This is a genomic window from Flavobacterium poyangense (assembly GCF_011751075.1).
In the GTDB taxonomy this organism is placed as follows: domain Bacteria; phylum Bacteroidota; class Bacteroidia; order Flavobacteriales; family Flavobacteriaceae; genus Flavobacterium; species Flavobacterium poyangense.
This window is the reverse complement of record NZ_JAALLN010000006.1, coordinates 255766-271358: the sequence shown is the minus strand read 5'-3', so window position 1 is coordinate 271358 and position 15593 is coordinate 255766. Positions and strand designations below refer to the sequence as shown.

11 protein-coding genes and 1 pseudogene are annotated in these 15593 nt (G+C 34.6%); 5 read left to right on the top strand and 7 right to left on the bottom strand.

Annotated features, from left to right (window positions below):
- Positions 1-1104 (top strand): annotated as a pseudogene (locus tag G3A47_RS12920) (hypothetical protein); the annotation flags it as partial.
- Between the two features lie 15 nt (positions 1105-1119).
- Positions 1120-1518 (top strand): hypothetical protein, encoded by a 399-nt coding sequence (locus G3A47_RS12915; RefSeq protein ID WP_166922917.1) that lies wholly within the window; start codon positions 1120-1122, stop codon positions 1516-1518.
- 219 nt (positions 1519-1737) lie between these two features.
- Here G3A47_RS12915 and G3A47_RS12910 read toward each other — a convergent pair whose 3' ends face one another.
- The 3 genes from G3A47_RS12910 to G3A47_RS12900 form a co-directional block, all read right to left on the bottom strand.
- Positions 1738-3954 (bottom strand): hypothetical protein, encoded by a 2217-nt coding sequence (locus G3A47_RS12910; protein WP_166922915.1) that lies wholly within the window; start codon positions 3952-3954, stop codon positions 1738-1740.
- A 96-nt stretch (positions 3955-4050) separates the two neighbouring features.
- Positions 4051-6738, bottom strand: a complete 2688-nt coding sequence (locus G3A47_RS12905; RefSeq protein WP_166922913.1) for a carboxypeptidase-like regulatory domain-containing protein — start codon at positions 6736-6738, stop codon at positions 4051-4053.
- A 156-nt stretch (positions 6739-6894) separates the two neighbouring features.
- Positions 6895-7803 carry a GLPGLI family protein gene (locus G3A47_RS12900; protein ID WP_166922911.1) on the bottom strand — a complete coding sequence of 303 codons (909 nt, stop codon included), beginning with the start codon at positions 7801-7803 and terminating at the stop codon, positions 6895-6897.
- A gap of 223 nt (positions 7804-8026) precedes the next feature.
- Between G3A47_RS12900 and G3A47_RS12895 the strand changes: the two genes are divergently transcribed.
- The 3 genes from G3A47_RS12895 to G3A47_RS12885 all read left to right on the top strand — a co-directional run bounded on the left by G3A47_RS12895 (position 8027) and on the right by G3A47_RS12885 (position 10150).
- Positions 8027-8842, top strand: a complete 816-nt coding sequence (locus G3A47_RS12895; protein ID WP_166922909.1) for a hypothetical protein — start codon at positions 8027-8029, stop codon at positions 8840-8842.
- Positions 8842-9456, top strand: a complete 615-nt coding sequence (locus tag G3A47_RS12890) for a deoxynucleoside kinase (RefSeq protein WP_166922907.1) — start codon at positions 8842-8844, stop codon at positions 9454-9456. The genes G3A47_RS12895 and G3A47_RS12890 overlap by 1 nt, the downstream gene beginning before the upstream one ends.
- A gap of 325 nt (positions 9457-9781) precedes the next feature.
- A complete protein-coding gene (locus tag G3A47_RS12885; protein WP_166922905.1) occupies positions 9782-10150 on the top strand; it encodes a helix-turn-helix domain-containing protein in 369 nt (122 codons plus the stop codon).
- A 55-nt stretch (positions 10151-10205) separates the two neighbouring features.
- Here G3A47_RS12885 and G3A47_RS12880 read toward each other — a convergent pair whose 3' ends face one another.
- From G3A47_RS12880 to G3A47_RS12865, 4 genes are all read right to left on the bottom strand, one after another.
- On the bottom strand, positions 10206-12758 hold the full coding sequence (locus G3A47_RS12880) for a sodium-translocating pyrophosphatase (protein WP_166922904.1): 2553 nt from the start codon (positions 12756-12758) through the stop codon (positions 10206-10208).
- Positions 12759-12871: 113 nt separating this feature from the next.
- Positions 12872-13402, bottom strand: a complete 531-nt coding sequence (locus tag G3A47_RS12875; protein ID WP_047772828.1) for an inorganic diphosphatase — start codon at positions 13400-13402, stop codon at positions 12872-12874.
- A gap of 111 nt (positions 13403-13513) precedes the next feature.
- Positions 13514-14113, bottom strand: coding sequence for a DNA-3-methyladenine glycosylase family protein (locus G3A47_RS12870; RefSeq protein ID WP_166922903.1), 600 nt, complete (start codon positions 14111-14113; stop codon positions 13514-13516).
- 398 nt (positions 14114-14511) lie between these two features.
- Positions 14512-15564, bottom strand: a complete 1053-nt coding sequence (locus G3A47_RS12865) for an acyltransferase (protein ID WP_166922902.1) — start codon at positions 15562-15564, stop codon at positions 14512-14514.
- Between the last annotated feature and the right edge of the window lie 29 nt (positions 15565-15593).

Below are 15593 nucleotides of genomic sequence, written 5' to 3'. Positions count from 1 at the left end.
ACCTTAACTGTCCCATTTATTACAGAACGGCCCATTTTTGTAAAAAATCTAGCCAGAAAAAACAACTCTGGTTATTTACTAAGATCTTATCTACTGGTAACCCAAAAAAAAGGTAGCAGTAATTTTGATTATAAGTTGAAAGTTACCTTTTCTCCAAAAGCAAATGAAGCGACCGTAAAATGGTATCACACCTACAATCAAACAAATACATTAATTTCTGAGAATGGCAAAAAGCCAATTAAAAAACGCCGTATCAAATCTGAAACGATTATGGAGGACTGTCCTTATAGTGAAGATTTTTTATATATTTCCGAAGCAGAGCGGCAAAGAATACTAGATGAGTGGTGGGAATGTGTCATTAGAAACGAAACGAATAAAGATAAAGAAGTCCCTCCTCCGGACGGCGGAAGTGGAGAGGAGGATCAAACCGATGCAAAAGTTCAAATTATTGATGAACTTATTGGAAAAGCAAAATGCCTGAATGACTTATTAAATAAAAATGGAGATTCATTCGTGCAAAAATTATTATCTAATTTTGCTGGTGAATCAGAGTTTAATATAAAAATTAGTTCTGTAGATAAAGTAATGTTCAAAGACGCAAATGGAAATTTAGTTGAATCAAATGGTGAAACTACGTACAATAGTAAAATAAATGCATCTTTAATAAATATTGTGATTAGTACTTCTAGGTCAAATAACCAATCAGCTCTTGATTTGGCTAGAACTATTTTACATGAATATATTCATGCTGATATAATCAGTAAATTGTACACTAGAAAAAATATTCCGGAATCGTTAGCCTTTAATGAAGTGTATCAAAAATATGGAAATCACCACAGCACTATGGCAGAGTTATATTTATCAAGTATGAAAGAAGCTCTTAAAGAGTTTCATGAAAATGTGCTTACTGAAGATTATAAAAAGTATACAAACTATTACGACGAAGAACCGAATGATGCTTTTTATGAAGCTTTAGCCTGGGGAGGTTTAAAAGAGAACAATGTTAGAACTTGGGTAGATTTACCAGCAAATGAAAAAGAAGAAATTGACAAACTTGCCAATAGAGCTGCACTTTTAAGCAAAATGGCACCATGTCCAAATTAATATTATTTTTTAGTTATGAAGATACATGCTTTAGTTGTTATTCTGTCTATATTTTCCATGAACGTTTTAAAAGCCCAAGAAAAAATTAAGGACACACTTTTTTTTAAATTGGATAATTATTTGTACCAGTTTAAATTTGATTCTAAAAAATATATTATAAAGGATAATTATGATATAAAAGATGGGGCGATTTATTTTGACACATTTAAAATTGTCAATGTTGCTAAACCAAAAGAAATTCTATGTTTTAGAAGATATGCGAAAACGGCAAATCTTTATATGATCAATAATCCGAAAAAACTGAACGATGTTAAGGTAACTAAATTATTTGACGACCACATAATAATTTTAGTCAGTAAAAAAAGCAAACAGACAATATATACTGAAGTTGGGCCTGTTTTTGCAATCGAATAATGTGTTGCCTTTTATAACCGTTTTTATTATAAAATCAATCACAACTGATTATAAAGATACCGACAGAACCTCCATATTAATTTTGGTAAAAAGTAAAGGCAAATGGACCTTGATTGAAAACATTGGTGATGGAATTTATCGTTAAAACTAATAATACATTTGTTCTACTATAAAAAAGAAAGGGAGTCCTCCTAATTTGTGACTCCCTCTTTTTAAATTCTAATAAGTCCCGTTTTCCATTTTTTCCAGAACGGTCTTCATATCGTTTACGGTCCCTTCTTCCTGAATCGTAACAGAATATTGCAGTGCTTTTTTCTGCGTTTCAATCGCTTTTTCTTTTTGTCCGTCTTTGTAGTACAGCTGTGCTAAGGTATCTAAATAATAAGGGTTGTTTTTCGTTACAATCAAACTGTATTCTGACCAGTTAATTGCAGGCTTTACAAAATCGGTATTTTCAGGGTTTAAAACCACTTTCCAGGCTGCCGAATTGCACAGACCTGAATAATATTCTTTTAAGGAATTCCATCCTTCAAAAGAAAACTCGCTAGAATTGTCAAATGTTTTGTATAACTCGTCTAATCTTTCAAACGGATTCCCCTTTTCTAACGCTAAATACGAATTAAAGAAACCACTGAATTCTTTCACATAGGCAGGGTCTTCCTCAAGAATGGCAAAATAACTTTTATAACAATAAAAGCTGTAAGTACCTAATGCGATTAACTTTCTAAAAGTCTTAATGATCTGATTCTTATTTGCTTTATCAACACCTTCGCCACCCAAACCATATCCATTTGTGTACAAAGCTCCTGAAATTTGATCCATCAAAGAAATGTTTACCGGGCTGCTATACCCTTCTCCAACTTGCCCTTTTGTTGCTTCAATGGCATCATAATGTTTAATTAGATAATCGATCGAAAGAAAATCGGTGCTGTCAAGCAACTTGTCTTCCTTAAAAAACAACTTGTAAAATCCTTGATTATTAATTTCCTTCAGGATTGCTTCAACTAAAAACAAATTGGGTTTTGTGTCTTTTTGACGGGCTTCTATTACTTTTTTCCACAATTGAAGCACTTCTTTTTTATCCAATGTCGCTTTTACAAATTTAAAGCCTTCCTCAGTTTCTTCCGTCTCATAACCTGATACGTTATCGGATAAAATGGATGCTTTATTAAACGCCAAAATCAAATCATCTACTTTGGCTTTTTTGTTTTTAGCTACTTTATTAAAAGTAAAAAAAGCATCTTTTCCCTGCACCTGTTTATAAAAATCACTATACGTATTGAATTTATACTTTTGGTCTTCTAAAGTAGATTCCGAACTGGCCAGAACATCGCCATCACCGTTTAAAATAATCACAGCAGGGTTGGTTGACAGCTTATTATTTTTAAGCCATTTTTTATCCTCGGCTGTTGCCAAATAATAATTAAAAACATCCAATTCGGCATTATAAGAGTCGTACATCGTATTTGCAACCTCTGTTTCCTGATCTTTAACAAATTGATCAAAATTGGCTTTGGCGGAAGGATTTTTGCTGTCTGCATAAACCACCAGGAATTTTGTTTTTGAATTTTTAGTCGCTGCTACAGCCTCCTTTAAATTGCTTTCGATTTTAAGTTTAAAGTCAACTTTTGGAGCCTCATATGAATAGGCAACGGCAGTAGTATCTGCCACAATAGTATCTGCAGAAGCTACATCAGTATCAAAATTTTCATCGGCCAGCGGTTCTTTGCCGGGGTAAGTCCAATTTGAAATATTCTGGCTTTCTATTGCGGTAACTTTTACTTCATTGTCCGGCTTATTGTCTTTTTCATTCACAAAAACCAGCGGATTTTTTCCTCCTTTATCTGAAATGCGAAACTGATTTGTTTTTCTGTCTAAAAAACCAGTGATCTTTAAATCGCTCTCAAGATCCGGACTGTATTTGACTGTTATTTCTGCAACGTCTTTTGGTAAGGCATATTTGTAAAGTTTGGTTTTGGTTTGATAACCTTCTACTACCAAATACAAAAAATCACATTTGTCAATATCAAATGCTACATCGGCATCTTTCCATTCCGGATCTATTTTTGCCTTAATATCATACAATTTCTGATATTGAACTTCTGCATCTCCTTTTTGCGTTCCTATATAAAAAGGATAAAAAGAAGGGTCAACGAAATTAATTTTTATTTTTTTTGCTTTTTTATCCTTTACAAAAGTAAGTTCAAACCCCTCTTCGGCTAACTTATTTTGGGAGAACAGTAATGAATCTCCTTTTATTGTATAGTCCCCCGAATACAATATCAATTCGTACTTGTTGTCCTCTAATAAATTTAACTTGATTTTTTGCCCGCTGTTTGTTGACAAATAAGTTCCTTTCTCAATACTTTTTGTCTGACAAAATGAACCGGACATGAAACAGAAAAAAACTAAAAAACTCCATATAAAATTGCGCATGCTCTTATTTTTTTGGGTTATTACTATTGAGCGCAAAGATATTTTATTCTTACTAAAATTGAAGTCACAAATTTCTATTTTTTAGTGATTAAAATACTATAAATTGTATTTCATCGAAAACATAATATAACGGGGCTGAACCGTGTATTGTGATACTCTTGTAGAAAACTGAGAGAAGTTGTCATCATTAAGGTATCTGGTGTTTAACAAGTTGGTAACCGCTATTTTATATTCCCACTTACTATCCTTTTTTTGATAAATTAAGCTCGCACTTAAAAAATCATACTCGTTATCGACTGCTTTATCCGAATTGTAATAATGATAGAATTCGTATTCTGAAACAAAGGAAAAGCTATCCAAAAAATAATAATCCAATCGTGCAAAAGGTTTGTCGGTATAAAAGGTTGAACCGCTATATTGGTTAATTAAAGCATTATATCCAAATTCGATGTTGGGTAAATCTTTGTAATTTGTTGCGGCTTTTACGGTATAACTTTGAACAAAACTTTCTCTGGTTGCCAATACATTATTTTGAATATTATTAAATTTTGACCAATTAAAGCTGGCATTAACCGAGGCTTTGTAATTCTTTAAAAACGAACGTCCATAATTTACCATTCCGGAAAAAGTCTCATCAGCAAGATTAGAATTATATGGAGTTGACGATTGATTGATTCCTGTGAAATCTGCCTCAGTTTTTACGGCATCTACCTTTTTGGTATACGTCGCATTAGCAAAAATATTCTCAAAATTAAACATATTGTATTTAAAATAACGCAAGGAATGCACTTGTGAAGTTGCGTTTTCTAAGTATCGATTTCCGCGGAATAAACTACTGTAATCTGACAAAACATAACCGGAAGCCAATTGATTAATATCTGTAAAATCATTGGTTAATGCAAAGGTATACGTTAATGATTCTGATTTTTTGATTTGATACAAAGCGAAAAAATCCGGCAATACTTTCGTAAAATTCCTTGAGTAATCGGTTCCCAGCTGTTCATTTTTCATAACATAAGAATGAACACTAAAACCGGGAGTCAATGTAAATTTACCCGTTAGAATCTTGTAGTGAAATCCTAAAAACACATCATTAAAATTATATTTTACCTGATTGTTATTTTCCGGATCATTCAGGTCATTTTGGTCTCCATTGTCCAAGATTTGAAAGATATGCGAATTGAAATCCTGATAAGAATAAGTATTTCCTAACGTAATATTGATGTTGCTTTTTGGTGTCAGTACATAATAATAATCCAGCTTTGCATCTATTTTATTGGTTTTCACAAATCGATTCTGATTGAGATCGTTTCGCTGTTGCCCCGAAGTATAACCTGACAATACAAAGGGCTGCGATTGCAAATTGGCATTATAAAAAGGATTTTCATCCTGGTACAAATGCTGCATTTCAAAAGCAAAGATATTTTTACTGCTGTGGGTGTAATACAAACTCAAATTTTGGTTTATGGAAGTCGGATCTTGTTTTTTCGTCGTTAGAATTGTTTCTGTTGCAGCAGTGCCGCCTACGATAGATTCGCGCAACAAATCTGTATTTTCCTCCTGTTTAGATAATTTGGTTAAAATATCATAATCCAACTGAAGTTTTGTATTGGGTTTATAACTTGAACTCCATTTGAAAAGTCCCAGATTATTCTTCTGATGGGCTGTTTCATTCCTTTTCTGCTGATCTCCGGAATCTAAAATTGTGGTCTGAGATTTGGTTTCCAGATCTGTTTTTGAGGAAGAAAGTATTCCGAAACCACTAATATTCCACTCTTTTGTTACTGAATAGGCAAAATTTGTTGCTCCGAATTTGGTTTCGATTTCTTTTGCGCGATTGTTTCGCAAAAGCGAAATACCCAAGTCATTTGAAGAAACCGTAAAATTACTTCCTCCTTTTTTCATCATACTTTTAAACCCGCCAGTGAACTTAAAATAGTCTTGTGCCGTTAACGGTAATTCCCCAATATTATTAAAATTTGTAATTAAATTGACACTGTACTTTGGACTGTAATAAAACAATTTAGGATCAATAACATATCTGCTGTCCAATTCTCCAACACCGGTTCCGGCAGTCACCTCACCAAACCAAAAGTTTTTTTTCCCTTCTTTCAGTTTAATGTTCATTGCCACGTTATCCTGATCATTCTCCAAACCTTTCAAAGCTCCTACTTCATTGTAATTTCGCAGTACCTGAACTTTATCGATCGCGTCTGCCGGAATATTTTTTACTCCTAATTTAGTATCTCCATCAAAGAAATCTTTTCCTTCAACCATCAACTTAGAGACTTTTTTTCCTTCCACTTCAATTTGTCCGTCGGCATTTACCTCAACGCCCGGAAGCTTTTTCAGAACGTCTTCGAGTTTCTTTTCTGTTCCTGTTTTAAAAGAATCGGCATTGTACACAATGGTATCTCCTTTTATAGAAACAGGCATCTCACGTACAATTTCAACTCCTTCCAGTTCAATTCCACCGCTATCCATGACAATATTTTGCACCAAATTTGTAGTTTGTGTTGTCATTTTAATTTCCTTCGATTTCATACCGAGATAACTCACCTTAACGATATAAGAAGTGTTGGGTTTTAGTGTCAGCTGAAATTTTCCTTTATCATTTGTAATCCCATAGGAATCCATTGCCTTTGTTGCCGCATTTATAGCCATGATATTGGCCATTTCCAACGGATTCTTTTGTTCGTCCTGAATAAAACCATCAAAACGAATACTTTGCGAAGAGGCCATACAGGTACACAAAAAGGCTATCAAACAAAATAATTTGTTCATTGATATAAGATTATAGTAAATAATACCCGCTGACTGTAATTATCTTCCAACTTATTGCTCCTATGTGTTAGAAAATATTTTTTACGACTCGAGCGAAGCGAATTGACGAAGTAATTACAGTCCAGAAGTTTAATAGTACATTGAAAGAAAGGGCTTTTATCTGCCTATCGTTATCATAGACCCACCAGGGCGTCCGCCGCGACTCGTTTGTCTGAATTCTTCCATCTTTTTGAATACTGTTTCATCGTACTCTTTCTGAGAAACGACTTTTCCTTTTTTAGAGGGCTTTATCTCGACTTTGTCTTTTGCATTCAAAACAACTTTTGAACATAAGATAGTAGTAGTCCCATCATTGACTTCTAAAATTAAACCCGGCAGCCCCCAATAATTTTCAGGTCCCTGATTTACCGGAATCTCCGGTGAGTACCAGGCTGTCACTGTAATTTCTTTTGGCATTTCAAAATTGTCTGCGAAATTGGTTTTGGTGTCTCCGGATGTTTTTTTAGTCTCCTCTTTTTTGTTGTCCGCCTTTTTGTCGTCATTGTTTTTAGGTCTCAGATTCCTAAAATCCGTTTTACTGGCTTCTTTTACTGCCGTTGCTTTGTAACAGGTATAACCTCCGATTTGTCTGGTTTCGGATTCCAGTTTCCAATTTAATTTCGGTAAAGAATCTACCACCAGAAATTCTTTCCCCATAAACTCTTTATCAACCGTATAGGATTTTGCTTTTACATCTTTGTAAAAAGTTCCCCCGCCTCCCATGAAAGAATTCAACATGATCCGCATTCCTCCTGCTTGTTGTCCGGGAGTATCTAACTTCTCTTCTTCTTTGTAAACCGAAGCCGATTTATCAAAGTTTAGAATAAACGTTTTTTCGAGCATCTTTTTCATTCGCTCTTCCATATCCTTTTTCATTTCAGGAGAAATTTCACGATTGGTACGCATTCCTTCCATCTTAGGCGCTTGAGTTTTGGACTCATAAACTGCCATTCCCTGAAAATCTTTCTGTGCCTGTATTTGAATAGAAGCAAGAAGTAAAAACAAACAATAAGAGATCTTTTTCATTGGTTTATTTATAAAGTGAATTTCGATTGATAAAAAGTATATTCAAATGTATTAATAATTCTAAAAAAGTTAAAATTAAATAGATCAGCACCACTTAGTTATCGACAGATAAGGTTATAAATCAGACCATTTCAAATTAAATACGCTTACTGATAAAATCTAATCTGCTTCGGCTTTTTCTACTATAGTTTTTTGTAATTTGGCTTTTAGAAAACAGTGTATCATGAGCAAAACCCTGCGCCATTTTTTAGTAGTCTTTTTTATGGCCTGTTCCTCTACAGTACTTTTTGCGCAAAGCCCGAAAATAAAGCCCGATTCTATTACCCGTTTTAAAATTGATGCGGATGAATTTTTAGGATATGACTCATTCGGATATTATTACCTGATCAAAGACAATGTCTTCCGCAAAATTAAAGGCAATGAGGTTTTTGAGTACAAAAATGTTTCTCTTGGAAATTTAACTAAAGTCGATCTGCAAAACCCGCTTAAGATGGTTTTGTTTTACGAAGACTTTAATAGTGTTATATTACTCGATAATCAATTGAACAAAATCACTGAGATTAATTTTTCTCAAAACAATATCCCGATTGTAGTTCCGTTTATAGGTATGTCAACGCAGAATCAACTTTGGGTTTATAACACCTTAAACCAACAAATTGGACTTTTTGACTATCTGAAAAATGAGTATAAAATGGTTTCGACTCCATTGACCGAAGCCATCAAATACTATCAAACCGATTTTAATACTTTTTACTGGATAGACAAAAAAAACAACTGGTTCTCCTGCGATATATTTGGGAAAATAACGGCTCTGGGAAATATCCCTGATTTTGACAAAATCGAAATTATTGACAAGCAGCACTATCTTTTCAGTAAAAACAATTTGTTGTATTTTAAAAACATTTCGAATGCCAATTCAAGCACAATTTCGGAAATAGAAATTTCAGAAAAATCCTTTGATAAATTCTGTTACAAAGACCAAATTTTATCTATTTTTACATTTAAAGAAATCACAAATTATAAAATCGTAACACCGTAATGCACATAGCAATAGCAGGAAATATAGGCGCTGGTAAAACAACATTAACCAAATTACTGGCCAAACATTTTAAATGGGAACCTCATTATGAAGATGTCGTAGACAACCCGTATTTAGATGATTTCTACCATCAAATGGAACGTTGGTCCTTTAATTTACAGATTTATTTCCTCAACAGTCGTTTTCGTCAGGTATTGCAAATTCGCGAAAGTGGAAAAAAAATCGTTCAGGACAGAACGATTTACGAAGACGCCCATATTTTTGCTCCCAATCTATATTCGATGGGATTAATGACAAGTCGTGATTTTGAAAACTACACTTCCTTATTCGAATTAATGGAATCGCTGGTAAAAGCTCCCGATTTATTGATTTACCTAAGAAGCTCGATTCCTAATTTGGTTGGACAAATCCACAAACGCGGACGTGAGTACGAAAACTCCATTTCAATAGAGTATCTAAGCCGTTTGAACGAAAGATACGAAGCCTGGATTCAAACTTATACCAAAGGAAAATTATTGATTATTGATGTAGACAATATCAATTTTGTTGACAATCCTGAAGACTTAGGGAGTATCATCAACCGAATTGACGCCGAATTAAACGGATTGTTTTAGCAGAAAATCACATAAAACCCATTAGATACATTGCGTAAAAATTATGTTTAACACATAGAAACATAGGTTTTACTTATAAAGAAAAACTCAAAAAAAGAAACACGTTTACATAGTCAGACTATGTAGTTTTAAACTAGTGAAACGCCTTTTTTCGTTTTCAAAACTATGTCTCTATGTGTTAAAAAATAATTTAGACCTAATTGGTTAAACGAATATAAATCCTTCTTACTCGAAAATGTAAGGAGGATTTTTTACTTATAACCATTTTCTTACTTTTACATACTAAATATGATACTCTAAAAAGACATCAAAAACTTATAGCGATATGGAAATAAAACCTATAAAAACAGAACAAGATTATGACTTAGCACTTGAAAGAGTAAATACTCTTTTTGATGCCAAACCCAATACCAATGAAGGCGATGAATTAGACATTCTGGTAACGCTTATAGAAAAATATGACCAATTGCATTATCAAATCCCGGAACCTGACCCAATTGAAGCAATAAAATTTATCATGGAGCAAAATGGCCTTACAGATGCCGATTTAGGAGTCATCTTAAATAGCCGTTCAAGAGTATCTGAAATCTTTAATCGCAAACGAGCCTTGACAATAAAACAAATTAGAATTTTAAATGAAGTTCTGCACATTCCCGCCTCAACTTTAATTAAAGAATATGCTTTAAATCAATAAAAAATGCCTCTAAAAATTTTTAGAGGCATTTTTTATTGATAGTAAACAGTGATTTTTATTTCGCTGCTTCAATTTTTGCTTTAACTTCTTCTTCCGTTCCTTCAAAAACTTCAGTTGTTGTTTTTCCGTTTTCGGTTTTTGTTACTGTCCCTTTCGTAACACCATTCACAGTAGACAAATTAACTTCTATACTCTTTTTATCATATTGAACTGCATCATAAGAAGCTGCTTTTGGCCCAACATATTTCCCGTTTGCATCAAAATTGGCCAGACATTTTGCAGTCTCTTCAGCTGTACAACCTTTCTCTTTGCACATTTTAGCGCATTCTTCTTTGGTCATTCCTGCTAATTTAGACATATCACCACATTTCGAATGTCCTGCATGCATTTCCGTCTTTTTACAACACGACATTCCTCCGGTAGCAGCATCGTGCCCTTCGCCTAAAATTGGTGCAATTACCAAACCAATCAAACATGTTAGTTTAATTAAAATATTCATCGAAGGCCCAGAAGTATCTTTAAACGGATCACCAACTGTATCTCCCGTTACCGCTGCCTTGTGCGCATCAGATCCTTTATAGGTCATTTCGCCATTGATCAGAACTCCGGCTTCAAAAGATTTTTTAGCATTGTCCCAGGCACCTCCTGCATTGTTTTGAAAAACAGCCCAAAGCACACCAGAAACTGTAACCCCTGCCATGTATCCTCCAAGCATTTCAGCAATTAACTGATTGTTGTCTGCATAAACCAGTTTTCCTAACAACACTATAGCAATCGGGAAACCAATCGTTAAAATTCCCGGTAACATCATTTCACGTAAAGCCGCTTTTGTTGAAATTTCAACACATTTTCCGTATTCCGGTTTTCCGGTTCCTTCCATAATTCCGGAAATCTCCTTAAACTGGCGACGTACTTCATATACCATATCCATCGCTGCTTTTCCTACTGAATTCATTGCTAAAGCCGAGAATACTACAGGAATCATCCCTCCTACAAACAGCATCGCTAAAACAGGTGCTTTAAAGATATTAATTCCGTCAATTCCTGTGAAAGTCACATAGGCCGCAAACAAAGCCAATGAAGTCAAAGCCGCAGAAGCAATCGCAAATCCTTTTCCGGTTGCTGCGGTTGTATTTCCTACTGAATCTAAAATATCTGTTCTGGTACGAACTTCTTTTGGCAATTCGCTCATTTCAGCGATTCCTCCGGCGTTGTCAGAGATTGGTCCGAAAGCGTCAATTGCTAACTGCATGGCCGTAGTGGCCATCATAGCTGAAGCAGCCAAAGCTACTCCGTAAAATCCAGCCAATGCGTATGAAATCCAGATTGCGGCTCCGAATAATAATACTGTTGGAAAAGTAGAAATCATTCCTGTCGCCAAACCAGCGATAACATTGGTTCCTGCTCCTGTTGATGATTTTTGCACAATTGCCAAAACCGGTTTTGTACCCAATCCTGTATAATATTCCGTAACCGATGAGATTGCCCCACCAACTACTAATCCGACCAAAGTGGCATAAAAAACTCTCATTGAAGATATCTCTTGTGCTCCTTCTCCAAAGAATTCCATAGTCATTACTTCCGGCAACATATGTTTTACCAAAAAGAAACAGGCAATTGCCGTTAAAACAATCGAAACCCAGTTTCCTATATTTAACGCTTTTTGCACCTGCGCTTCTTTAGCATTATCATCTGAAATCTTTACCAACGTCGTTCCGATAATCGAAAATAAAATTCCGAAACCGGCAATGGTCATTGGTAGTAAAATTGGGCCTATTCCGCCAAAAGCATCCTGAATATTTCCGCCCATATCTTTAATCACATAGTTTCCTAAAACCATTGCAGCCAATACTGTTGCGACATAAGAACCGAATAAATCAGCTCCCATACCGGCTACATCTCCTACATTATCTCCTACGTTATCTGCAATTGTTGCCGGATTACGCGGATCGTCTTCCGGAATTCCGGCCTCTACTTTACCTACTAAATCGGCACCAACATCGGCCGCTTTTGTGTAAATTCCTCCTCCAACTCTGGCAAACAATGCAATTGATTCGGCTCCTAATGAAAATCCGGCCAAAGTTTCAAGAACAACAGTCATTGTTTCTGTATCCTTCCAGGCTCCACCGGAAAAAAGCGTAAAGAAAATTATAAAAAAAGCAGTTAAACCTAAAACTGCCAAACCGGCAACCCCCAGTCCCATTACTGTTCCTCCACCAAAAGAAACTTTTAAAGCTTGTGGCAAACTTGTACGTGCTGCCTGGGTGGTTCTAACGTTAGTTTTAGTTGCGATCTTCATTCCGATATTACCGGCGTAAGCAGAAAAAAGCGCTCCAAAAATAAAGGCAACTACGATTAACAAATGCGTTTTAACGCCCGGAATAAATGTAATCCCTGCTAATGCAATACTTGCAATAATCACAAAGATCGTCAACAATCGGTATTCCGCTTTTAAGAAAGCAAGCGCTCCCTCATAAATGTGATCTGAAATCTCTTTCATTTTGCCGTCGCCGGCATCTTGTTTTAAAACCCAACTCCTTTTTATTCCCATGAAAAGTAATCCTAAAACTGCCATGACAATTGGCAGGTAAATCATAAATGCATTCATAATATTGTAATGGTTTTTTGGTTAATAGTCAACAAACTAGCAAAACGAATTTAAACAAAAAAGCAATACTCCTGACGGAGTATTGCTTTTTTTATAAAATACAAAGGTTAATATTATTTAATACTAAACAATCCCTCTGGTTTATTTTCGATATCGTCAAAACGTTTTGTACATTCTGCAATAATAGCGAATGCTTCGTTAACATCTCCCCAACCTTCAACATCTACTTTTTTGTTTTCAAGATCTTTGTAAACCTGGAAGAAGTGCTCGATTTCTTTTACTAAGTGCGGGTTTATGTCTGACAAGTCAGTTAATGAATTCCAGATTGGATCTGAAACTGGTACACAAATAATTTTTTCGTCCGGTCCTTTATCGTCTGCCATATGGAAAACACCGATTGGTTTTACTTCCATAACACATCCAGGGAAAGTTGGTTCAGTTACCAAAACCAATACATCAAGAGGGTCGCCATCAAGAGCTAAAGTTTCCGGAATAAATCCGTAATCAGCCGGGTACATCATTGAAGAGAATAACATTCTGTCGAAACGCATTCTTTTAATTTCAAAATCATACTCGTATTTATTTCTGCTTCCTCTTGGTATTTCGATTAACACATCGAAAGTTGTTAGTTTGTCTGCGGTCATTTTTACTTTTTATTAATTCTATAATTTCGGTTGCAAAAGTAACTAAACAATCTAGGTTTACAATGAAAAAACAGCTTAAATTATCCGCATTATCTTTTAAAAAACAAGCATTTAATAGGTAATTTTTCTATTTCGCTTATTTAAGTAATAATGCCAGAGCAAATAGGTCGCATAAGAGCGGTATGGACTCCATTGTCGGGCATGAATTTCCATTTCCTGTTTGTCGTGAATATCCAACAATTCTTTAATCGTATTGACCACCGCAATATCACCAAGCGGAATTAAATCGGGCTCCTGCAAACAAAACATCAGATAGATGTCAATAGTCCAGTTTCCGATTCCTTTTAGCCTTATCAACTCCTCACGGACTTGTTGTGCCGACTTAACTGCTAAGCTTTCGATATCTAATTCCTTGCTTAAAACGGCTTCAGCCAAAATTTTGATGTATAATGTCTTTTGACGACTCACCCCAAGGCTCCTAAATTCCTCATCAGACAAGACCGACATGGTTGCGGGATCACAAACGGTATAGGCTTTTATTTTTAAGAATGTGGCCTTAGCCGAATCTATAGACACCTGCTGCTCGAGTATCAGCAATACCAATGTTTCAAAACCCTGCGGACGTTTTGGAATTGGAGGTAATCCGTACTTATCAATTATTTCCTGAAATATCGGATTTTTAGCTGATAGGAAATCAATAGCTTCTTGCATGATTTTTTTGTCACGAATTTCGCGAATTTCCACGAATATTTTTGAAATTGATTATTGAATAGTAATATCAAATGAGAAAAAAACATTTTAATCTGTGGCTACTTTCTTTATTTTGCCACAGATTACACAGATTAAAAGGATTATTTATACGTTTTTTTTTAATTCAATTCGTGAAAATTTGTGCAATTAGTGGCTAACTTTTTTTGCCACGAATTTCTTTGAGATCAATTATCGAATAGTAATATCAAACCAAAAAAAATCATTTTAATCTGTGTAATCTGTGGCTATTCTTTTTTTGCCATGGATTAAAGCGATTATTTCTTAGTTAATAAAATTCAATTCGTGAAAATTCGTGCAATTAGTGGCAAGCTTTTTTTTAACTCTCCTCACGTTGACAGCTATCCCGAAATATACGTTCCATAGGGAAGTTTATTGACACCATAGATAACCAAAGCCGATATAAACAAACACAAAAAAGTAGTGAGGGGGATTGCCAAAACAGGATTTATAAAGTCGTAATCAATCCCTAAATACACTAAAAATCGTAGCACCAAAATATGAACCAAATAAATACCATAACTGTATTTATTAATAAAATTGATTACCTGATTTAGTATCGGATTTGAAATTTTCAAATTTTTAAAAAAAGCAAATATCCCAACAGAAACAATTAAAACATTTAGAGTTAAGTATCCGTAGAAATATTCATTAAAGCAATTTTCAACTTCTGACAAATAATAAGTTCCAAAAATAGTGATTGATACCCCCAAAAGAAACAGCATAACAGAAATCAACTTTAACCTCTTTACATCATACTTAAATGCCTTAACAGATAAATAATACCCCAAAACCAGATAGCCCAAAAATCCTGTAAAATAGGTTAAATCAACAAAAAGGCGAAACTCTGAAAAAACAGGCTGATCTATAAACAAAACAAAAAACCAAACCGCAATAAAATATTGTATTTCCTTTTCACTGGCATGCTGAATCCATTTGTTGAGAATTGGGATAAAAAGATAAATCCCAATAATCATATAGATATACCATAAATGAAAAGAGCTTCCTTTTCTAATGAGATCAAAAGCCAATTTACCACTTTCGAGCAGGGGCATTTCAGATCGTACGAAAAATTCATTTCCTAAAGCTACAAGCACATAAAAGAAACTCCAGAACAAAAAGGGCAGAATAATTCTTGAGAACTTCTTTTTAAGAAAATCATTCAGTTCATATTTTTTATTTAGCATTAATGCTCCAGTAAGCATTAGGAAAATGGGTACGCAAAAACGAACTAAACCATCATATACATTACCTGTCCACCAAACAAAACTGGAAACATTCCCATATTTATAAAGGATATCACACGCTACATGAACAAAAATTACGCTAATAGTGGCCAAGACCCTAAGGTTAATTGTCCAATTTAAATTACTGGTTTCTACGGTTGTACTCATAGAAACTAAATTAACAAAAAAATATTTAC